Source organism: Gemmatimonadota bacterium, from assembly GCA_040388535.1.
Lineage (GTDB): Bacteria > Gemmatimonadota > Gemmatimonadetes > Gemmatimonadales > GWC2-71-9 > Palsa-1233.
In genome coordinates this window covers 124,749-144,068 of the sequence record JAZKBR010000004.1, presented here as the reverse complement: position 1 = coordinate 144,068, position 19,320 = coordinate 124,749, and the positions used below count along the sequence as shown (strand labels likewise).

The window sequence follows — 19,320 nt, the reverse complement described above, 5'->3', positions numbered from 1 at the left end:
TTGGGTGTCCGCGCTTGCGTTGCGCTGGGGAGCAATCTGGGTGACCGTGCCGCGGCGCTTGCGCTTGCGTGCGTGAGGCTGGCGCAGCTCCCGGGCACGACGCTCGTCGCAGCGTCCGAGGTGGAGGAGACCACGCCGCTCGGGGGACTGCCACAACCCTCGTACTTGAATCAGATGGTGCTGCTCGACACCACGTGTTCGGCTGCCGCGGTGCTCGAGGGATGTCACGCGATCGAGCGGGAAGCGGGGCGGACCCGCGACACGCCGTGGTGTTCCCGGACGCTTGACCTGGATCTGGTGTATTTCGGTGACCTGAGTTGTGATCTCCCCGACCTCGTGCTCCCGCATCCCGGGCTGCGCGACCGGAATTTCTGGGCGCGGCAGATTGCCGTTGTGGAGGCCCATGGCTGACCGACCGTTGACGATGCCCGATCTCGCAACCCGCAAGCGCGACGGGCGCCGGCTGGTGATGCTGACTTGCTACGATGCGCTCTTTGCGCGGCTGCTCGAGAGCGCGGGCGTCGACATCATGCTGGTGGGTGACTCGCTGAACGAGGTGCTCGCCGGCCATCGCTCCACGCTCAGCGCGACGCTTGATCAGATGATCTACCATGCCGCGAGTGTGCGGCGCGGAACCGAGCGCACGCCCATCGTGGTGGACCTGCCATTTCTTTCCTACCAGGTCTCGCCGGAAGAGGCGATCCGGAACGCCGGTCGGGTGCTGGCCGAAACGGACTGCCACGCCGTGAAGCTCGAAGGTGGCGCCCCGATGGCGGAGACCGTGCGCGCGCTCGTCGATCGCGGGATTCCGGTCGTGGGTCACCTCGGCCTCACGCCGCAGGCCATCAACACGCTCGGCGGCTATCGCGTGCAGGGTCGTGACGCCCCGGCCGCGCAGAAACTGCTCGATGACGCAGTGGCGCTCGAACAGGCGGGGGCCAGCGCGATCGTCCTCGAACTGGTGCCGCGTGGTCTTGCTGCTCAGGTCTCCGAGGCGCTCACGGTTCCGACGATCGGTATCGGCGCGGGCAACGGCTGCGATGGTCAGGTATTGGTGCTGCACGACATGATTGGTCTCAACGACACCTTCACGCCGCGTTTCCTGAAGCGCTATGCCGAGCTGGCTGGGACGGTGCGTGACGCCGTGTCGCAGTTCGCCGCCGAAGTCCGCACCGGCGCATACCCCGACGACGCCCACTCCTTCGATTGAGCGGCATGGAAGAATTCACGAGCATTGCGGCACTCCGGGCGCGACTCGCGCGCGAGCGGAGCCAGGGCCGTCGCATCGGCTTCGTGCCGACGATGGGCTTCCTGCACGACGGTCACCTGGCGCTCGTGGACGATATCCGCGCGGCCTGTGATCTCGTCGTGATGAGCATCTTCGTCAATCCGCTGCAGTTCGGTCCGAACGAGGATCTATCCCGCTACCCGCGCAACATCGAGCGCGACCGGGGGCTGGCTGCCTCGCGCGGCGTGGAGGTGCTGTTTGTGCCGACGGCTGACGAGATGTATCCGCCCGGGGCGGAAATTCGTGTGGTCGCGGGCGCGACGGCGTCACGCTGGGAAGGCGCCCATCGACCGGGGCATTTCGATGGCGTGCTCACCGTGGTCGCCAAGTTGTTCAACATCGTCCAGCCCGATGTCGCCGGCTTCGGACAGAAGGACATCGAGCAGGTCACCCTCATCCGCAAGATGGTCCGCGACCTCGACCTGCCGTTGACGCTGCGGGTGCTGCCGACGGTGCGCGAACCGGATGGGCTCGCCCTCTCGTCACGCAACGTCTACCTCACCCCCGAGGCACGGATCGAAGCCCTGTCGCTATCGCGGGCGTTGCACGCGGTCGAGGTGCGTTGGCGAGCCGGGGAGCGGGATGCCGAGGTCTTGCACACGGTCGCGGCCGAGATCTTTGCTGCGACTCGCGGCGTGACGCCGGACTATATTGCGCTCGCTGATCCTGACTCGCTCGCCTCCGTCGAGCGAGCTGAGCCGGGGACAATCGTCGCCGTGGCAGCGCGGGTCGGCACCACCCGCTTGATCGACAACGTGATCCTCAAGGAGCCGAACGCGTGAGCATGCGCCGTCGCCTCATGAAGTCCAAGATCCATCGTGCGACCATCACTGCTGCGGACCTCCATTACGAGGGGTCGCTGACGCTCGATACCGATCTGATCGCGGCCGCCGACCTGGTGGTCTACGAAGAGATCCAGGTGGTCAACGTCAACAACGGTGCGCGCTTCACGACCTACGTGATTCCCGGTCCGGCCGGAAGCGGCGTCGTGCAGCTGAACGGTGCCGCGGCGCGCCTCGGCATGGTTGGAGACCTCGTCATCCTGATTGCCTACGGTGACATCGATGAGCCCGACGTACCCGCGTTTCGCCCGGCAGTGGTTTTCGTCGACGGGTCGAACCGGATCGTCTCGCCACCACCCGGGCCCGCTTGATCCCCGCGCACGATGATCCTGCTCGCTCGGCCCAGGATGGCTTGCCGTCCTGGGCCGTCGTTGCACCTGCGCGTCGCGAGCACATCGAGCGCGTCGTGCAACTGATGCGCAGTTGGGTCACCGCGCTCCGCCTTGCGCCGGAGGAACGCGCGCGCTGGCTTCGCGCGGTCTGGCTTCACGATGCGCTTCGGGATGCCCCCGAGGCCGAAATGCGACGCTGGGCACCGACGGTTGAGGGGCCTGTCGAACTACGTCACGGACCTGCTGCTGCCGCGCGCGCCGAGCTCGAAGGAGAACGCGATGCCGATGTGTTGAGTGCGGTTCGCTGGCACTCGGTCGGTTGGGTGGGTTGGGGGCGAATCGGCCGGGCACTCTACTGTGCCGACTTTCTCGAGCCCGGTCGGACCTTCGACCGTGCCGACCGTGCCGCCCTCGCGGTGCTCTACCCTGAGGAGCCCGATGAAGTGCTTCGCGAAGTCGTCCGTCGGCGGCTCGACTACGCCATCACTCAGGGCTGGACGCTGCCCCCGGAGTCTCTCGCCTTCCGAGCGGCGGTCCTGTGAACCGGCTCCCGGCACGCTGGTGGGTGGGCGGGGCAGTCGGGCTGATCGTGGTGGTGTTACTCGCGGGGCGACTCCTGAAGCGAGCGCCGCCGCCGGCTGGCCCGGAGCCGGTTCGTGTTTGGGAACCGCTGGCGCATCGGGTCGAGGTCGAGGTGCTCAACTCCGGGGGCGTGATAGGCGCTGGTCGGGCCGGGATGCTCCTCTTGCGTCGTGCCGGACTTGATGTGGTCTACCTCGGCAATGCCGATTCCGCCCACCGCGGTCGCGACCGGAACCAAGTCCTGGTCCGCCGAAATGACACGGCCGGGGTCGGCCGGATCGTCGAGGCCCTCGGGGATGCCGAGGTGATCCGCCAGATGGATAGCTCCAGAATGGTGGACGTTACTGTCCTTCTGGGGAGACGGTTCCGGGTTCCCAAGGGGTATTAGTCCGCGACAGGAACCTTTTTGACGCATGGCACGTTTTACGCTGCGAGTGACATGACGTCACCCAGAAGGAGTTCCGGTATGACATCATCCGATCTGCAGCTGCGACTTGGCCCCGTGCGTGAGGCGATGCTGAACCTGCACCGCAACCTGCTCGACGCGGAGCGGATGGCATACGAGCGGATGCACGGCAGGGTCCCCGGTTCTGCCGACGTGCTCCAGCTTGCCATTCACGATCCCTGGTTCGCCTGGCTGCGGCCGTTGACGGCGCTGCTCGTGGCCATGGATGAGGCGATGCTGGAAGATTCCCCCGACGCCGATGCCCGGGTTCCCAGTCTGCTCGATGAAGCCAGGCTGATGGTGCACGCCGATGAAGATGGCAGCGACTTCCAGCAGCGCCTCTTCGAGTTCGTGCAGCGGTCGCCCGACGTGGCGATTGCCGAAGTCTCGGCCGCGCGTCTGTTGCGGTAGCAACAGGCCAGAGTGCCGCGCCCCGCATGTGGGCCGGCACCCGACGCGTCCTCCCTCGGGTGCGCCTCGATCAGTCGAGGCGCACCCGTTCCACGTTGAGCCCGATCGCGAGATCCATCACGTTGGTCCCGGTGGGGCCGGTAATGAGTTGGGCTCCGACCGCTTCAAACGCGCGATCAGACTGGTGGCGCTCGAGCAAGGCGTCGGGGTCGTGTCCACGCGACGCGATGGCACGCCAGGTCAGGCCATCGACGATTGCTCCGGCCGCACTGGAGGAACCGTCTTTGCCGTCGGTGCCCGCCGCGAGCAGCAGAGTTCCTTCACCCACATCCGCTTGCGCCAGCGAGCGAGCGGCGGCGAGTGCGAGCTCCTGATTCCGGCCACCGACCCCGAAGACCTCACTCAACGTCACGACCGACTCGCCGCCGTGGACGATCACCTCGAGCGGAGCGCGCATCTTACTGCGTGCGGTGATCAAGTCGCTCACGATGGCTTCGCCGGCAGTGCGCGCCTCGCCCGTGATGCGCCTCGACGACTGTCGCACCGCGCAGCCATGGTTCGCCGCAAAGGTCGCCGCTGCGCTGATGGCATCATGGTTCCGCGCGACGATCTGCAATTGCACATCGCCGAGTTCGCGCGCTCCCGGCTTCAGTGTCTCGACCTCGATTGCGGCGCGGACCACCGGTGCGAGGTGTTGCCAGACAGCTGTCGATTCGAGCGCACTTCGCAGTGAGGTGGACTGCCACGGATCGCCGGTGCAGGGGCCCGACCCGATCGTCGCCGGGTCGTCTCCTGGCACGTCGGAAATGACCCACGCAAAGGTCTTTCGTGGCGCGACGGCAGCGGCAAGACGACCTGCACCCCAGCGGGTAAGTCGCTTGCGGACCGCGTTGACCGTGGCCACGTCGAGTCCCGATCGAAGCAGGAAGGCAAATACATCCTGAAGGTCGGTTCCCGCGAGACCTGGCAGTGGTGCGGCGATCAAGGAGGTGGCGCCCCCGGAGATGGCGATGTGCACTTCGGCGTCGGGTGGCAGTGCGGCAACCCATTCCGCGATCGCGACCGCCGCGCGTGACGATCGCGCGCCGGGAACCGGATGGTCGCCTGTGAGGAGCCCCGGGCCGGGCTGGAGACCGATCACGAGGGTGTTCGCTGGCGGCGTCCCGCGGTCCGTGAGCGCGGCGGCGATCGCCAGCGCCATTCCTGGGGCTGCCTTCCCGACCGCCAGGAGCACGGTGGGGCCGGTGGCATCCGGGATTGCTGCCAGCGCCGGCGGCAGGCAGCGTTCCGGAAGGACCGCCGCGACCCCTGCCAGAAAGCAGTCGTGCAGCAACTTGGCATGCGGCTGGAGTACGCTCAGAGTGACTCCGGAGACGGAACCGCCAATATTACCCCCTGATTCTATGCCGGAACATTCCCGCCCGGAGTTGTGGATGAGTGTGCGCCCGCGTGTCGTGGTCACCAGGCGTTTGCCAGTCGCGGTGGAGCAGGCGCTGCGCGAGCGGTTCGACGCCGAGCTCTCGAGCGACGATCGACCAATGTCGGCGGAGGCGTTGCAGCGAGCCCTTGCCAGCGCCGACGGGGTGCTCTGCACCGTGACCGATCGGATGACCGCAGAAGTGCTGTCGGCCTATCCCTTGCGGGCTCGCATCATCGCAAACTTCGGCGTCGGCGTAGACAACATTGACCTGGCAGCGGCAGATGCACACAACCTGATCGTGACCAACACGCCAGGGGTGCTCACGGATTGTACTGCAGATCTCGCAATGACGCTGATCCTGATGACACTGCGTCGTGCTGGAGAAGGGGAGCGCGAGGTCCGGGGCGGCCGCTGGCTCGGTCTTGCACCGACTCACTTGCTCGGGCGCCAGGTGACGGGGAAGACGCTCGGGTTGATCGGGATGGGGCGAATTGGTAGTGCCGTCGCCCGCCGGGCACACTTCGGTTTCGGGATGCGGGTGCTCTGCTACAACCGCACGCGACTCGATGACGGGCAGCTGGCGGCGGTCGGCGCCGAACAATGCGCCACGCTGGAGTCGCTTCTTGGCAGTAGCGACATCGTGTCGCTGCATTGCCCGAGCACGCCGGAGACGCGTGGCTTGATGAACAGCACTCGCCTCGCGCTGATGCAACCCGGCGCCTTCCTCATCAATACTGCTCGTGGGAATATCATCGACGACGACGCGCTGGTGGCGTCGCTGCTCTCCGGGCATCTGGCCGGTGCGGGACTCGATGTCTACCGCGGCGAGCCACAGGTGGATCGTCGCTATCTGGGCATGGAGCAGGTCGTGTTGCTGCCGCATCTCGGTTCCGCCACGCGCGAGACTCGGGAAGCGATGGGGTACCTTGCTCTGGAAAACCTCGCCGCCTGTTTCGACGGTCGTCCGATTCCGAATCGGGTTGGCACCTGATGGTTGCGCCGATCTTTCTTCTCTGAAGGAGTGCAGTATGAGTCGCTTACTTCCAGCACTGCTGGTGCTGGTGATCGCTGGACGAATCGAAGCCCAGGAACCGCCCACCGGTGTGGTCGAACGCGCCGTGACGATTCCCGGTCCAGTACCGTTGCCCGGCACGCTATCGATTCCGGCCGGAAAGGGCCCGTTCCCGGCCGTGATCATCGTGCACGGGTCTGGCGCCGGAGATCGCGACATGACAATCGGACCCGACAAGCCGTATCGGGACATTGCCTGGGGGCTCGCGCAACAGGGCGTCGCCGTGCTGCGCTACGACAAGCGATCGAAAGTCTCGCCCTTCTGGTTTGCCGGGAAGGCGTTCACAGTCTGGGATGAGACGGTGGAGGATGCGGTGAGCGCGCTGGCGGTGCTCCGTGCTCAGCCGGAAGTGAACCCGAGCCGCACTGTCATGATCGGCCACTCGCTTGGCGGGATGCTTGCGCCGCGGGTCGCGAAGGCAGACGGCAAACTGGCGGGGATCGTCCTGCTCGCCGGGGCCACTCGTGCGACACTGGCTGATCAGGTTGAGCGGCAGCTGGCTTACATCGCCTCGATCTCGACCGGAGATTCCGTCACCCTCAAGGCGGTGAAGGCACAGCAGCAGATGCTGGCGCCCCGTATTGCGCGCATTCGCGCGCTGGTGCCCGCAGACTCGGCGAATCTGCAGATGATCCTCGGGGCGCCAGCGAAATATTTCCTCGATCTCAACGGGTATGATCCGGCCGTCGCGATGCGGGATGTGAAGGTGCCGCTCCTGATTCTGCAGGGGATGCGTGATTATCAGGTGACGCCGGACCAACTCGCCGACTACCTCCGGATCCTCGGCCCGCGTGATAACACGACGGTGGGACGTTACGAGGCCCTGAGCCACCTCTTCATCGCTGGAAAAGGGCCACCGTCACCGAACGACTATGCCGTACCAGGGCATGTTGATCCATCGGTGATTACCGACATCGCTGCGTGGGTGAAGCTGCGCTAGTGGGGCAATGCCATCTGCGCTCAGGCGGCCGCGCCGGTCGCGGCACGCACCGTGAGCGCGCCGGCAGAGACGGCGGCGAGGCCGACGGTGACGGAGATGAACGTGTAGAGAAGCGCCCGTGACCACGCACCGGCCTGGATCAATTCCACGCTCTCGAACGAAAAAGTCGAGAAGGTGGTGAAGCCGCCGCAGAAGCCTGACATCAGTAACACGCGCAGTTCGGGAGAGAGGCGGCCAGGTGCGAGGGAGTACTGCGCAATGGCGCCGATGAGGAAGCACCCGAGGATATTCACGGCGAGAGTGCCCAACGGAAAGGCCACGTCTCGCGGCTGGACCAGGAAGGTCATCACGTACCGGGCGACGCCACCGATGGCGCTTCCGAGAGCGACGGCGGCGAGCAGGGCAGGGCTGAATGCGGAAGGTCCCACAGGCGTCCTCACGTAGGCAGAAGCCGGTTACTTCGCCGGGAAGAATATCTCCTCGATCGGCTTCGCGAAGAGCCGCGCTATGGCGAAGGCCAACGGCAGCGACGGGTCGAAGCGTTCAGTCTCGATGGCATAGATCGTCTGCCGGGAGACGTCGAGCCGCTCGGCGAGGTCGGCCTGGGTCCAGCCGTGCGCGGTGCGCAACGCCTTGACGTGGTTGTTCATTTCTTCGGAAAGACCCTGCGATGTACCACCATGTAGCCGATAAACGAGAAAAAGAGGGGTGGGAGCATAATGAGCTCCGTCCATCCAATCGTGTCTCGCAGGCCGGGAATCGGTGTCCACACCTCGATCGGAAACCCGACGGCGGCGTTGAGGAGCACCACACCGAACAACCAGAAAACGGTGAGACGGTAGGCGTACGTGGTAGCTTGGAGATTGACGACCCGCTCGAATTCGCTGTTTCGTTTCTCCGCCTTCTCCCAGGCCCAGAACGCCCAGACCATCAACGGGAGCGGGAGGAGCGCCCAGAAGAGTCGGCCCGTGCCCACCAGCTCAGGGTGTTTCAGCCTCGCAATGGCCTGAAAGGTGGCAAGGACCCACAGAGTTGACGGAAGCAGGGTGCTCCACCGGAATGCCCGTTTCGCATCTGCCTTGATGTCTTCCGTTGTCGGGACTTCCATTGCCGCTCCGCAAAGGGGATGAGGCAATGTAAAGCGTACTTGTCGTAAGGACAAGTGAGCTTGTCCCAGAACAGGCCTTACCCGGTAGCCACCCCATCCGCCCGGCGCCGCTTCTCCATCTGCACCCGCAGCTGCCCGCACGCCGCGTCGATGTCGAGCCCGCGTGACCGTCGAACCACGGCCTCGATACCGCAGTCGGTGAGGTATTCACGGAACTCTTTGATGCGGGGCACCGCCGTGGGCACCAAGCCGGGATTACCACCCGGATGCAACGGCAGCAGGTTCACGTGCGCGCCGAGCTTCCGCGCGAGTGACGCGAGCACCGCGGCATCTTCATCGCGATCATTGCGTCCCGCGATCATCACGTACTCGAAGGTGATCCGCTTCGCGAAGGTCTTCGCAACGTCAAGGACTTCCTTCAGGTGGTACTTCTTCTCGATCGGCATCAGCGCCTGACGATCCGCCGGGTTCGGCGAATGCAGTGAGATCGCGAGCCGGAACTGTTCCGGCCGAGCTGCGAGCGCCTTCATCCCCGGCACGATTCCCACGGTGGAGACGGTGATGTGACGCGCGCCGATGCCGAACCCATCGGGGTGATTGAGAATCGACAATGTTGAATCGACGGCGGGCCAGTTGAGTAGCGGTTCGCCCATCCCCATGAAGACGACGTTGGTGGGTTTGTCATCGGGCGTGGCCAGCACGATTTCCCGAACCTGGCAGGCGATCTCCCAGGCGGTCAGGTTGCGGCGAAATCCCATCAGCCCCGTGGCGCAGAAGACGCACCCAAGCGCGCACCCCGCCTGCGACGAGATGCAGAGCGTCCGGCGACCCGCCGAGGGGATCAACACCGACTCGACCTTTTCGCCGTCCTGGAGGGTCCAGAGGTACTTCCGCGTCCCATCTTGCGACTGCTGGATGACGTCGGCAATGAGTCGCGGGAGCGGGAAGGCCTCATCGAGCCGGTCCCGCAACGCCTTGGGGAGTTCCGTGGCCTCCCCCCAGCTGCCGATCGGGGCGACCCAGAGTCGGCGCAGCAACTGCCCCGCCCGGTAGCCAGGGAGACCTTCGGAGGCGACCCACGCGCGGAGCCGTTCGGCAGCGTCAGCGGGGGCGAGATCGAGCAGGGTCAGCGGCGTCGGCATATCGCGGAAACCTAAGTCGTTGGCCCACTTGCGGCGAGTCACCTGAGTCGGAGCTTTCCTTTCGCCCCATTCCCGGGCGCGTTAGTTTCGGACCATGCACAGCACATCACTCCGTAGCCATCGCGCTGGTTCCCTCACCCGCGCCGAGCTTGGCGCTACCGTCCGTCTGGGTGGCTGGATCCACCGCCGCAGGGACCTCGGCGGGATCGTCTTCCTCGACCTGCGAGACCGGGACGGGCTGGTGCAGCTCTCCTGCGACCCCTCGTGGACGTCGCCCGAGGTGCTCGCCCGTGCGGCGACCCTCGGTGCCGAGACCGTGGTGCTTGTGGATGGCGTGGTGGCGCTGCGTCACGAGTCGGCGCGCGATGCCGGCATGACGTCGCGGGAAATCGAAGTGCAGGTTCGCGATATCCGTGTGGTCGGGCCCGCCGTGACTCCGGCGATTCAAGTTGCGCGACGCGAGGGCGAGGAGCTCGCCTCCGAAGAGCTGCGGCTCGAGCATCGCGTCCTTGATCTCCGACGCCCCGAACTGCAGGCCAACATCATCATGCGGCACCGCCTGCTCCAGCGTGCGCGGCGCACCCTGAGCGACCTCGGCTTCCTCGAGATCGAAACGCCGATTCTCACCAAGCCCACTCCCGAAGGCGCCCGCGACTACCTGGTACCATCACGGGTACATCCGGGCGAGTTCTACGCGCTGCCCCAGTCGCCCCAGATCTACAAGCAGTTGCTGATGGTGGCGGGCTTCGATCGCTACTTCCAGATCGCCCGTTGTTTCCGTGACGAAGACCTCCGTGCCGATCGGCAGCCCGAGTTCACGCAGATCGACCTCGAAGCCTCCTTCGTTGGACAGGAGGACATCCTCCCGGTCATCGAACGCGTGCTGCTCGAGCTCTGGGCTGAAGCCGGCGAGCAAGTCTCAATTCCATTCCAGCGCCTGACGCACCGTGACGCGATGGAGCGTTTCGGCATTGACAAGCCCGATCTGCGATTCGGCTTCGAGATTCGCGACCTCAGCGCAGCCGCTGGCGACGATGCGGCCCCGTTTGTTCGCGACGGAATTGCTGCTGGCGGTCGCCTCCGCGGCATTGTCGCTCCCGGACTCGGGAGCCTCAGTCGCAAGGAGCTTGATCAGCTGGGAGAGGTGGCCAAAGGCGCCGGGGCTGGCGGATTGATCTGGGCCAAACGTGCCGAGGGTGGCTGGGAAGGGCAGGGGGTGAAGGCACTCGGCGCCGCGGCGCTCGCTGCGATCGATGCGAATGCTGGCGATCTGCTCGTTGCTGTCGTGGGGAAGGATGTTGTGACCAACCCGGCCCTTCACGGAGTGCGCACCGCGCTGGCTCGCCAACCCGGCGTCATGCCGTCGCTGAAGCACGCGTTCGCCTGGGTCGTCGATTTCCCGCTCTTCGAGCATGACCCAGCCACCGACAGCTGGGTGTTTACCCACCACCCGTTTACGTCTCCGCATCCAGAAGACCTGCAGTATCTCGAATCGGAACCACAGCGATGCCGGGCGCTGCACTACGATGCGGTCTACAACGGCACGGAACTCGGCAGCGGCTCGATCCGGATCACCGATCCCGTCCTGCAGGGGACGGTGTTCCGCTTCCTCGGCATCCCGGCCGAGGAGCAACAGCGCCGTTTCGGGTTCCTGCTTAACGCGCTGGCGTCAGGGGCACCGCCGCACGGCGGGTTTGCGCTGGGCTTCGATCGGATCGCGATGCTGCTCGCCGGGGCGCCATCGCTTCGTGACGTGATTGCGTTTCCCAAGACCGCGGCGGCGCGCGCACTCTTCGAAGGCGCACCGGTGACTGTCGCAGCAAAGGATCTCGCCGCGCTGCATCTGCATACCACCGTGGGGACACCGAATGCATAGTGAGGACATCCGCCACACACTGAATGCCGAAGGGGCGGATCCACTTCTCCTTGCCGGCGTCAACGAAGCCAACTTCGCCGAGATCCAGCGTGCCATCGGTGTGCGGATCTCCCAGCGTGGCGATGCCATCACTCTGATCGGTTCCCTCGCGCAGATCGAACGCGCCACTCCCGTTGTGCAGGGCTTCATCGATCTCGCGCGCGCGGGGCAGCCGATCGAGCCCGAAGATGTCTATCGCCTCGCCAGCGACGGTCACGTGGCCGAAGTCGCCACGGCCGGTGATGGGCTCAAGGTGATCATTCCGGGGATGCGTCGCGCGATCGTTGCGAAAACCGCTGGCCAGCGCGAGTACCTCAACGTCATCAACAATCACGACATCGTGATCGGCATCGGGCCGGCCGGCACCGGCAAGACCTATCTCGCAGTGGCCAAGGCCGTTGAAGCGCTGGCACGGAAGCGGGTCAAGCGTATCGTCCTCGCGCGTCCCGCCGTCGAAGCGGGCGAGTCGCTCGGTTTCCTTCCCGGCGACCTGCAGCAGAAGGTGGATCCGTATCTGCGTCCGCTCTATGATGCGCTCGAAGACATGATGCCGCACGAAAAGGTGCAGAAGGCCCTCGAGACTCGCACCATCGAGATCGCACCGCTGGCCTACATGCGCGGCCGGACGCTCGCGGACGCATTCATCATCCTCGATGAGGCGCAGAACGCCACCATCGCCCAGATGAAGATGTTCCTGACCCGTCTTGGCGTGAACAGCAAAGTGGTAGTGACCGGCGACAAGACGCAGATCGATTTGCCACGGCGGGAAGACAGCGGCCTGGTGCAGATCGAACGTGTCCTTCCCGGGATCGAAGGAATCGGCTTTCACTACCTTACCGATGAGGACGTCGTGCGCCATCGCCTGGTGCGTGACATCATCCGCGCGTACGCGGAGGATCAGGCGGGTTGATGAGTCGCCCCGCGCACGCCGAGGTGGTGGTGGGTGGCACCGCAGGGAAGCTGCCGGCGCGCGTCGTTCGTGAGGCGGTTGCGCGGGTGCTCGAGGGCGAGCGTCGCGACGCCGCATTCGTGGTCACCTTCCTTGGGCCCCGACGGATGCGGGCACTCAACGCGGAGTACAAGGACCACGACTGGCCTACCGACGTCATCTCGTTTGCGCTGCCTTTGCCCGACGGTTCTCTCACCGGTGATCTCTATATCTGTCCCTCGGTCGCGGCTCGTGAAGCACACAGTCGCGGCATTCGGGTGCGCGAAGAGCTGGTGCGACTGGTCGTGCACGGCACCTTGCACGTCCTCGGGTTCGATCATCCCGAGGGGGAAGAGCGGACCCGGTCACCGATGTGGCAGAAGCAGGAACACTACGTCGGGCTGCTGACGTGACGGCGCTGCTCCAGGCACTCTGGCCTGCGATTGCCGGCCTGATGATGCTCTGGGCCGGCCTCGTGGCGCTCGCCGGCGAAGGTGATACCGAACTCGGTGCGCGGGCACTCGCTCGCGACCCCAGCGCAGACGAACTCCCTCCCGAACGCGTGCTGCACGTCATCCATCTTGCCTCGATGACGGCCGCGGCCGCGATTGCGGGCACCGCGGTCGGCTGGTGGGCGTATCCGCCGGCTCTCGCACTGATCCGCGTGCTGCTCGTCACCGTGCTCGTCTGGACCGTCGGCGATCTGGCGCCGCGACTGCTGGCGACACTGGCGCCTGAAATTGTTCCGTATGCTCGCCAGCTCGCGCTGGCGTCCCGACCCATCTTCGCGCCGCTGCTCTGGATGGCGACGCGATTTGACGGCGGTCGGGTTGATCCCTCCCGCGTCACCGCCCGGCCCGACGGGCACTCGCCGCAGGAGATGGCCCTCGGGGTCTTCTCGCTGGCAGAGATGCAAGTGGCCGAGGTGATGACGCCTCGACTCGACATCATCGCGGTGCAGGTCGACGAGACCGAGGCGCAGGTGGTCGCGACGCTCCGGCGGAGCGAACACGCGCGACTCCTGGTGCTCGACGGACACCCGGACGCCGTGATCGGGGTGATATACGCGAAGGACGTCCTGCCGCGGCTCTACGCGGCAACACGGCCAACCGATCAGTGGCAGACGCTGATTCGCCCGGCCTCGTTCGTCCCGACAGCCAAGACGCTCGACCGGCAACTGCGCGACTTCCAGCGCGGACCCGGGCATCTCGCCGTCGTCGTCGACGAGTTCGGTGGCACCGCCGGGCTGGTCACGCTTGAGGACATCCTTGAGCAGATCGTCGGCGAAATCCAGGACGAGCACGATGTCGACGAGGTGAAGCCGGTTCAGCAGCTACCCGATGGCCACTGGGTCGTCGAGGGCGGGATCCCGCTCGCCGATCTGGAAGCTGAACTCGAACACGACTTCGAGCGAGAGGATGTCGCTACCGTCGGCGGATTGATTCTCGCGGCGCTGGGCCGTGTGCCTCGCACCGGCGAGGCCATGGAAATCGACGGCTGGAGAGTGGTGGTCGAACTCGTGGTCCGGCGACGCATCCGTCGGGTTGCGTTCTGGGCGCCGCACACGGCGGAGATTCCGATCGCGCAGGAGGCGGGCCAATGAACTGGCTCCTGCTGATCGCTGGCCTGGCAGTGGCGTTCTTCGGCTCCTCAGGCGCCGCGGCCCTGGTGACAACCGCGCGCGCCACTCTCTCGGAAACCATCTCGCGGCGGCTGCGTGGCGGCGACGACTCGCTCGACTGGGTCTCCGTGACACAGCGGCAGGTCGCGGCCTCGGTTGCGGCAACGTCGCTGGGCGTGGCTCTCGTCGGCGCAGTCGTACCCGGGCTGCTCGGCGACCTGCTGCTGCCGCAGCTCGTGCCCATCATCGCCTTCCTGCTGGTGCCGACCACCCTGCTCGGCGGTTATCTGCTGCCGCGCTGGTTTACGGAAACGCGCGCCGAGCGGACGCTCGAGTGGCTGGGGCCGGTCCTCCGAAGCTGGAGCGCACTCCTCGCCTTCGTGCTCCCGGCACGCAACAGCGATCCTGCCGACGATGTCCGTGCGCTCGCCCGCGAGGGAACGGCCAACGGGCTCGGTGGTGAGGAACTGGTGATGGTCGGTGGGGTGATGACCTTCGCCGAACGGTCGGTGCGCGAGATCATGACACCCCGGACCGAAATGATCGCAGTCCCGGCGGATGCCACGCACGCCCAGGTCCTCGCGACGTTCGCGGAATCGGGATACACCCGTATTCCGGTCTATCGCGGAACCCTCGACGACATCACCGGAATGGTGCACGCGTTCGACCTCTTCAAACAGCGGCCCGATGACGTGCTACCGGTGCGGCCCGTGTCGTACGCTCCCGTGAGCCGACTCGCCGGGGACCTGTTGCTCGACATGCAACGCGATCATCGCCATCTCGCAATCGTGCTAGACGAATTCGGGGGCACGGCCGGGCTGGTGACCTTCGAAGACCTGCTCGAGGGACTTATCGGCGAGATCTCCGACGAAGGCGAGAGCGACTCGCCTGTGGTCGCTGCCGCGTCAGGCTCCCTGCTCGAGCTCGATGGCTCAGAAGCTCCAGGCATGGTGGCTCAGCATTTCGGAGTGCAATTGCCGGCGCGTGGTGCCGCATCGTTCGGTGGGCTGCTCGCCGAGTTGGTCGGTCGAATTCCTGTCGCCGGTGAGCGCTTCGCCCTGCGGGGCCTGGAGATCGACGTGATGGCGGCGTCGCCGACTCGCATCGAACGCCTGGTGGTACGCCGCGGCACCGCGACGCCGCTGGATCTCGACCGGATCAGCGGATGAGCAGCACCCCCGAAAGCCGACTCGACGAACTGGTCTTGCTGGTCCGCGAAGGGCGAATCGAGACCTTCGTCCAGCGCGCCTGGGAACTCGAGCCGGCCGACCTCGCCGACGTGTTGGCCTCGCTGGATGAGGACGAGCGTCTGGAACTGGTGCGCGTGCTGCCGCCCGAGCTTTCCTCACAAGCACTGGTCGAACTGCCGGCCGAAGCGCACGCCGAGGAGATCATGGCGGCGCTCGATACCGAGCAAGCCGCCGAGATCGTCGACGAACTCGAAGATGACGACGCGGCAGACCTCCTCGGTGAACTCGAGCCCGAAGAGCAGGAGCGCATCCTTGCCGGCGTCGAGGATCGCGCTGACGTCGACCGACTCCTTCGCTACGATGAGGAGACGGCCGGCGGTCTGATGACGACCCACCTCGTCACTGTGACCGACCTCGATACGGTGGCGCTGGCGCTCGAGGCGGTGCGGCGGCAGGCCGAAGATGTTGATGATGTCACGGAGATCTTCGTCGTCGATACCGCGCGCCGCCTGGTGGGGTCGCTCTCCTTCAAGCAGCTGGTGATCACATTGCAATCGCGGTTGGTGCGCGATGTGATGGAGGATGCCGACATCCGCGTCGGGGCCGAAGTCGACCAGGAAGAGGTCGCCCGTATCATGTCGCGGTACGACCTGGTCGCGCTTCCGGTCGTGGACCCGAATGGCAGGCTGCTCGGCCGGGTCACCTACGACGACGTCAGCGACGTATCGGAAGCCGAGGCGACCGAGGACCTGCTGCGCTTCGGCGGCGTTTCCCCGGACGAAGAACTGTCGGCCCGATGGTCGAGTTCGGTGCGGAGTCGCTTGCCGTGGCTCTATGTCAACCTGCTGACGGCATTTCTCGCGGCGGCAGTGGTGCTGTACTTCAACGACTCGATCGCGAGCATCCCGTCCCTGGCGATCTGGATGCCGATCGTCGCCGGCATGGGGGGCAATGCCGGAACGCAGGCGCTGGCAGTGTCAGTACGTCGTCTCTCCCTGGGGCAGGTCCCCATCGACCAGAGCCGGGCGATCATCACCAAGGAAATTCTGGTGGGCATCATCAACGGCGTCGCCATCGGGATCGTGGTTGCCGCCGTGTCGGTGCTCCTCGGCTCGACCTGGCGGATGGGTCTGGTGGTCTTCCTGGCCTTGAGCGGCAACCTCTTTGTCGCCGGGTTCGCCGGGTCTTTCATCCCGGTAGTGCTTGAGCGACTCGGGGTCGATCCGGCCATTGCATCCTCGATCTTCGTGACCACGTTCACGGATGTCTGCGGCTTTGGCCTCCTGCTCGGACTTGCCACGGCGATTTTGCTCTAACTCCTGTAATAGTGGTAATTTCCGGCATGGCCGATGATCCGCTGTTGACGCAATTGCTCGCTGGAAAGGTCGCAGCGCTGGCTCGCGCGGTCTCGGTGGTGGAAAACGGTCGCAGTGGCTTCGAAGAGCTCCTCGCAGCGATCCATCCCAGGCTCGGGCGCGCCCGACGGATCGGCATTACCGGCCCGCCGGGGGCCGGGAAGTCCACCCTCACCGAACGACTCGTTTCAGCCTACCGAGCGGCCGGCCTCCGTGTTGCGGTTGTCGCCGTCGATCCGACCTCCCCCTTCTCGGGTGGTGCTCTCCTTGGCGATCGCATCCGGATGGAGCAGATCGCCCTCGATCCAGGTGTGTATATCCGGTCGATGGCGACCCGAGGCTCCCTCGGCGGGCTGGCAACCGCGACCCGTGAAGTCTGCGACCTCCTCGACGCCGCAGGATTTGATCGTATCCTCGTGGAGACCGTCGGTGTCGGGCAATCGGAGCTGGACGTCGCCCGGATGGCGGACAGCACCGTGCTGGTGCTTGTGCCGGAGTCGGGCGACGGCATTCAGGCGCTCAAATCGGGTGTGATGGAAGTCGCGGATTGCTTCCTGGTGAACAAGGCGGATCGGCCCGGTGCGGACAAGGTGCGCCGCGAGGTGGAGTTGGCACTCGACCTGCGACTCGGCAAGGCGCATCGGAATGTCCCGGCGCATCACGGCGCGATGAAGAGCAGGCCCGCGCCGACTGCGACTGATGGCCATCCCGCCGACGATGGCTGGCGAGCCCCCGTGCTCCTCGGCGTCGCGGCCAAGGGCGAGGGGGTCGCGGAACTCGTTGCCGCGCTCGATCAGCACTGGGAATGGATGCAGGGCAGTGGGGTGCTCGAGCAGCGGCGTCGCGAACGCCTCGCCGAACGGACCCGGGAAGTCGTCGATCGTGCGACGCGCCGCTGGGTCTGGCAGGAATCACACGCCGAGGACGCCATCGCCGCGCGCCTCGACGATGTCACCGCCGGGCAGCTGAGCCCGTATGAACTGGCAGCCGAGATCGTCGCCACGCTGAAGGAAGGAGCCCGGGTATGACCGGTCTGGCATCCCACGATTCATTACTCGACCGCCTCGCCTTGCAAGAGGAAGAGCTCACTCGCCTTCGAGCCGAGATCGCGGCATGGAAGGCCGCCACGGCGAAGCTGCCGGTCCGATCCGACAGCGATTTCACGACCATCTCAGGGCTTGCCATCGAGCCCGTCTACACTCCGCTCGATGTCAGCGCCGCTGCTCCGCTTCCAGGCGACTACCCGTACACGCGCGGCATCCATCCAACCATGTACCGCGGGCGCCTCTGGACGATGCGCCAGTTCGCGGGCTTCGGGACGGCCGAGGATACCAACCAGCGCTACAAGTTCCTGCTCGAGCGGGGGCAGACCGGCCTGTCGGTGGCATTCGACTTCCCGACCCTGATGGGCTACGACTCCGATCATCCCCGGTCGGAAGGCGAGGTCGGCAAGTGCGGTGTGGCGATCTCCTCGCTGGACGACATGGAGACCCTCTTCGACGGCATTCCGCTCGATCAGGTCTCGGTGTCGATGACGATCAACGGACCGGCGGCGATTCTCTTCTGCTTCTTCGTGGCCGCGGCTGAAAGACAAGGTGTTCCGATCGCGAAGCTGCAGGGCACGATTCAGAATGACATTCTCAAGGAGTTTGTCGCGCAGCACGCCTGGATCTATCCCGTGGAGCCGTCGCTGAAGATCATTGTTGATCTCTTCGAGTGGACCAGCACGCACACGCCGAAGTGGAACTCGATCTCCATCTCCGGCTACCACATTCGCGAAGCGGGTTCCACGGCAGCGCAGGAGCTGGCGTTCACGCTGGCCAACGGCTTCACGTACGTCGAGCACGGCATGGCTCGCGGGCTCGACGTTGATCAGTTCGCGCCGCGACTCTCCTTCTTCTGGGACGTGCACAACGACTTCTTCGAAGAGATTGCGAAGATGCGCGCGGCGCGGCGGATCTGGGCGCGCCACCTCAAGGAACGCTACGGCGCGCAGGACGAGCGCTCCCTGAAGATGCGCTTCCACTGCCAGACAGCCGGCGTTTCGCTGACGGCGCAGCAGCCGCTGAACAACGTGGCGCGAGTGGCGTATCAGGCGATGGCCGCTGTCCTCGGCGGCACCCAGTCACTGCATACCAATGCCCTCGACGAGACGCTCGCGCTTCCGACCGAGACCGCGGTGCGCGTGGCATTGCGCACCCAGCAGATCCTCGCCTACGAGACCGGGGTCCCCAACTCCTCCGACCCGCTCGGCGGATCATACCTCGTCGAAGCACTGACTGACCGCCTCGAGGCCGAAGCCGAGGCGATCTTCGCGCACGTGGAGACACTGGGCGGCGTCGTGCCGGCGATCGAGGCGGGATGGTTCCAGCGGGAAATCGCGCAATCGGCGTCGCGGTTCCAGCGGGAGGTCGAGACCGGCCAGAAGACCGTGGTCGGGCTCAATGCCTTTGTCGAAGAGACCGAGGCACCGATCGAGATCCTGAAGATCGATGCCGAAGCCGAAGTCTCCCAGCGCGCCCGGATGGCCCGGATGCGCGAAAGTCGTGATAGTGCCCTCGTCGCAACCCGCCTGTCCGCGCTGGAGGCTGCCGCGCGGGCCGACGTCAACATCATTCCAGCCATGCTCGATTGTGCCCGTGCCTACTGTACCCTCTACGAGATCCGGCACGTACTCCAGGACGTCTGGGGTGCCTACCGCGAACCCGTGTTCTTCTAGCAGAGCGAGG

Annotated in this window: 22 protein-coding genes; 17 read left to right on the top strand and 5 right to left on the bottom strand. The window is 65.7% G+C overall.

Translation table 11 applies throughout. The features are described 5' to 3' along the window. From folK to V4558_10540, 7 genes are all read left to right on the top strand, one after another. Entirely contained in the window at window positions 1-411 is a 411-nt protein-coding gene (gene folK, locus V4558_10570) for a 2-amino-4-hydroxy-6-hydroxymethyldihydropteridine diphosphokinase (protein ID MES2305946.1), read from the top strand. A 13-nt stretch (window positions 412-424) separates the two neighbouring features. Next, window positions 425-1,210: a 3-methyl-2-oxobutanoate hydroxymethyltransferase gene (gene panB / locus V4558_10565; protein MES2305945.1), complete on the top strand. Its 786-nt coding sequence runs from the start codon at window positions 425-427 to the stop codon at window positions 1,208-1,210. Between the two features lie 5 nt (window positions 1,211-1,215). Beyond that, window positions 1,216-2,070 (top strand): pantoate--beta-alanine ligase, encoded by an 855-nt coding sequence (gene panC, locus V4558_10560; GenBank protein MES2305944.1) that lies wholly within the window; start codon window positions 1,216-1,218, stop codon window positions 2,068-2,070. 2 nt (window positions 2,071-2,072) lie between these two features. Then, the gene (panD, locus tag V4558_10555) at window positions 2,073-2,441 is read left to right on the top strand and encodes an aspartate 1-decarboxylase (protein MES2305943.1); all 369 of its coding nucleotides are present in this window, start codon (window positions 2,073-2,075) and stop codon (window positions 2,439-2,441) included. Beyond that, entirely contained in the window at window positions 2,438-3,004 is a 567-nt protein-coding gene (locus V4558_10550) for an HD domain-containing protein (protein MES2305942.1), read from the top strand. Before panD ends, V4558_10550 begins: the two co-directional genes overlap by 4 nt. Beyond that, window positions 3,001-3,432 carry a LytR C-terminal domain-containing protein gene (locus tag V4558_10545; protein MES2305941.1) on the top strand — a complete coding sequence of 144 codons (432 nt, stop codon included), beginning with the start codon at window positions 3,001-3,003 and terminating at the stop codon, window positions 3,430-3,432. Before V4558_10550 ends, V4558_10545 begins: the two co-directional genes overlap by 4 nt. Before the next feature lie 78 nt (window positions 3,433-3,510). Next, window positions 3,511-3,900 (top strand): hypothetical protein, encoded by a 390-nt coding sequence (locus tag V4558_10540; GenBank protein MES2305940.1) that lies wholly within the window; start codon window positions 3,511-3,513, stop codon window positions 3,898-3,900. Between the two features lie 70 nt (window positions 3,901-3,970). Here V4558_10540 and V4558_10535 read toward each other — a convergent pair whose 3' ends face one another. Next, window positions 3,971-5,233, bottom strand: coding sequence for a DUF4147 domain-containing protein (locus tag V4558_10535; protein MES2305939.1), 1,263 nt, complete (start codon window positions 5,231-5,233; stop codon window positions 3,971-3,973). A 100-nt stretch (window positions 5,234-5,333) separates the two neighbouring features. Here V4558_10535 and V4558_10530 point away from each other — a divergent pair, with 100 nt between their 5' ends. Both V4558_10530 and V4558_10525 read left to right on the top strand, forming a co-directional pair. Next, window positions 5,334-6,311 carry a D-glycerate dehydrogenase gene (locus tag V4558_10530; protein MES2305938.1) on the top strand — a complete coding sequence of 326 codons (978 nt, stop codon included), beginning with the start codon at window positions 5,334-5,336 and terminating at the stop codon, window positions 6,309-6,311. A 37-nt stretch (window positions 6,312-6,348) separates the two neighbouring features. After that, window positions 6,349-7,332, top strand: coding sequence for an alpha/beta fold hydrolase (locus V4558_10525; protein MES2305937.1), 984 nt, complete (start codon window positions 6,349-6,351; stop codon window positions 7,330-7,332). Window positions 7,333-7,352: 20 nt separating this feature from the next. Here V4558_10525 and crcB read toward each other — a convergent pair whose 3' ends face one another. From crcB to rlmN, 4 genes are all read right to left on the bottom strand, one after another. Continuing rightward, a complete protein-coding gene (gene crcB / locus V4558_10520) occupies window positions 7,353-7,760 on the bottom strand; it encodes a fluoride efflux transporter CrcB (protein MES2305936.1) in 408 nt (135 codons plus the stop codon). 27 nt (window positions 7,761-7,787) lie between these two features. After that, entirely contained in the window at window positions 7,788-7,982 is a 195-nt protein-coding gene (locus V4558_10515) for a helix-turn-helix transcriptional regulator (protein MES2305935.1), read from the bottom strand. After that, window positions 7,979-8,440, bottom strand: a complete 462-nt coding sequence (locus V4558_10510) for a hypothetical protein (protein ID MES2305934.1) — start codon at window positions 8,438-8,440, stop codon at window positions 7,979-7,981. The genes V4558_10515 and V4558_10510 overlap by 4 nt, the downstream gene beginning before the upstream one ends. A 77-nt stretch (window positions 8,441-8,517) precedes the next feature. Beyond that, window positions 8,518-9,582: a 23S rRNA (adenine(2503)-C(2))-methyltransferase RlmN gene (gene rlmN, locus V4558_10505; GenBank protein MES2305933.1), complete on the bottom strand. Its 1,065-nt coding sequence runs from the start codon at window positions 9,580-9,582 to the stop codon at window positions 8,518-8,520. Between the two features lie 94 nt (window positions 9,583-9,676). Here rlmN and aspS point away from each other — a divergent pair, with 94 nt between their 5' ends. The 8 genes from aspS to V4558_10465 are packed head-to-tail and all read left to right on the top strand — an operon-like array spanning window position 9,677 to window position 19,310. Continuing rightward, window positions 9,677-11,458, top strand: a complete 1,782-nt coding sequence (gene aspS, locus V4558_10500) for an aspartate--tRNA ligase (protein ID MES2305932.1) — start codon at window positions 9,677-9,679, stop codon at window positions 11,456-11,458. Continuing rightward, window positions 11,451-12,407: a PhoH family protein gene (locus tag V4558_10495; protein ID MES2305931.1), complete on the top strand. Its 957-nt coding sequence runs from the start codon at window positions 11,451-11,453 to the stop codon at window positions 12,405-12,407. Before aspS ends, V4558_10495 begins: the two co-directional genes overlap by 8 nt. Further along, window positions 12,407-12,838 (top strand): rRNA maturation RNase YbeY, encoded by a 432-nt coding sequence (ybeY, locus tag V4558_10490; GenBank protein MES2305930.1) that lies wholly within the window; start codon window positions 12,407-12,409, stop codon window positions 12,836-12,838. The genes V4558_10495 and ybeY overlap by 1 nt, the downstream gene beginning before the upstream one ends. Further along, complete coding sequence (locus V4558_10485; protein ID MES2305929.1) at window positions 12,835-14,028, top strand: hemolysin family protein; 1,194 nt, start codon at window positions 12,835-12,837, stop codon at window positions 14,026-14,028. The genes ybeY and V4558_10485 overlap by 4 nt, the downstream gene beginning before the upstream one ends. Then, a complete protein-coding gene (locus V4558_10480) occupies window positions 14,025-15,215 on the top strand; it encodes a CBS domain-containing protein (protein MES2305928.1) in 1,191 nt (396 codons plus the stop codon). Before V4558_10485 ends, V4558_10480 begins: the two co-directional genes overlap by 4 nt. Continuing rightward, window positions 15,212-16,552, top strand: coding sequence for a magnesium transporter (mgtE, locus tag V4558_10475; GenBank protein MES2305927.1), 1,341 nt, complete (start codon window positions 15,212-15,214; stop codon window positions 16,550-16,552). Before V4558_10480 ends, mgtE begins: the two co-directional genes overlap by 4 nt. Before the next feature lie 26 nt (window positions 16,553-16,578). Beyond that, window positions 16,579-17,619, top strand: coding sequence for a methylmalonyl Co-A mutase-associated GTPase MeaB (gene meaB, locus V4558_10470; protein ID MES2305926.1), 1,041 nt, complete (start codon window positions 16,579-16,581; stop codon window positions 17,617-17,619). Further along, window positions 17,616-19,310, top strand: a complete 1,695-nt coding sequence (locus tag V4558_10465) for a methylmalonyl-CoA mutase family protein (protein ID MES2305925.1) — start codon at window positions 17,616-17,618, stop codon at window positions 19,308-19,310. The genes meaB and V4558_10465 overlap by 4 nt, the downstream gene beginning before the upstream one ends. The last annotated feature ends 10 nt before the right edge of the window (window positions 19,311-19,320 follow it).

Excerpts from the sequence above, each read along its gene's own strand:
- panB (MES2305945.1), top strand. The coding sequence starts at position 425 with ATGCCCGATCTCGCAACCCGCAAGCGCGACGGGCGCCGGCTGGTGATG.
- panC (MES2305944.1), top strand. The coding sequence starts at position 1,216 with ATGGAAGAATTCACGAGCATTGCGGCACTCCGGGCGCGACTCGCGCGC.
- panD (MES2305943.1), top strand. The coding sequence starts at position 2,073 with ATGCGCCGTCGCCTCATGAAGTCCAAGATCCATCGTGCGACCATCACT.
- V4558_10540 (MES2305940.1), top strand. The coding sequence starts at position 3,511 with ATGACATCATCCGATCTGCAGCTGCGACTTGGCCCCGTGCGTGAGGCG.
- V4558_10530 (MES2305938.1), top strand. The coding sequence starts at position 5,334 with ATGAGTGTGCGCCCGCGTGTCGTGGTCACCAGGCGTTTGCCAGTCGCG.
- V4558_10525 (MES2305937.1), top strand. The coding sequence starts at position 6,349 with ATGAGTCGCTTACTTCCAGCACTGCTGGTGCTGGTGATCGCTGGACGA.
- V4558_10515 (MES2305935.1), bottom strand. The coding sequence starts at position 7,982 with ATGAACAACCACGTCAAGGCGTTGCGCACCGCGCACGGCTGGACCCAG.
- V4558_10510 (MES2305934.1), bottom strand. The coding sequence starts at position 8,440 with ATGGAAGTCCCGACAACGGAAGACATCAAGGCAGATGCGAAACGGGCA.
- rlmN (MES2305933.1), bottom strand. The coding sequence starts at position 9,582 with ATGCCGACGCCGCTGACCCTGCTCGATCTCGCCCCCGCTGACGCTGCC.
- aspS (MES2305932.1), top strand. The coding sequence starts at position 9,677 with ATGCACAGCACATCACTCCGTAGCCATCGCGCTGGTTCCCTCACCCGC.
- V4558_10495 (MES2305931.1), top strand. The coding sequence starts at position 11,451 with ATGCATAGTGAGGACATCCGCCACACACTGAATGCCGAAGGGGCGGAT.
- ybeY (MES2305930.1), top strand. The coding sequence starts at position 12,407 with ATGAGTCGCCCCGCGCACGCCGAGGTGGTGGTGGGTGGCACCGCAGGG.
- V4558_10480 (MES2305928.1), top strand. The coding sequence starts at position 14,025 with ATGAACTGGCTCCTGCTGATCGCTGGCCTGGCAGTGGCGTTCTTCGGC.
- mgtE (MES2305927.1), top strand. The coding sequence starts at position 15,212 with ATGAGCAGCACCCCCGAAAGCCGACTCGACGAACTGGTCTTGCTGGTC.
- meaB (MES2305926.1), top strand. The coding sequence starts at position 16,579 with ATGGCCGATGATCCGCTGTTGACGCAATTGCTCGCTGGAAAGGTCGCA.
- V4558_10465 (MES2305925.1), top strand. The coding sequence starts at position 17,616 with ATGACCGGTCTGGCATCCCACGATTCATTACTCGACCGCCTCGCCTTG.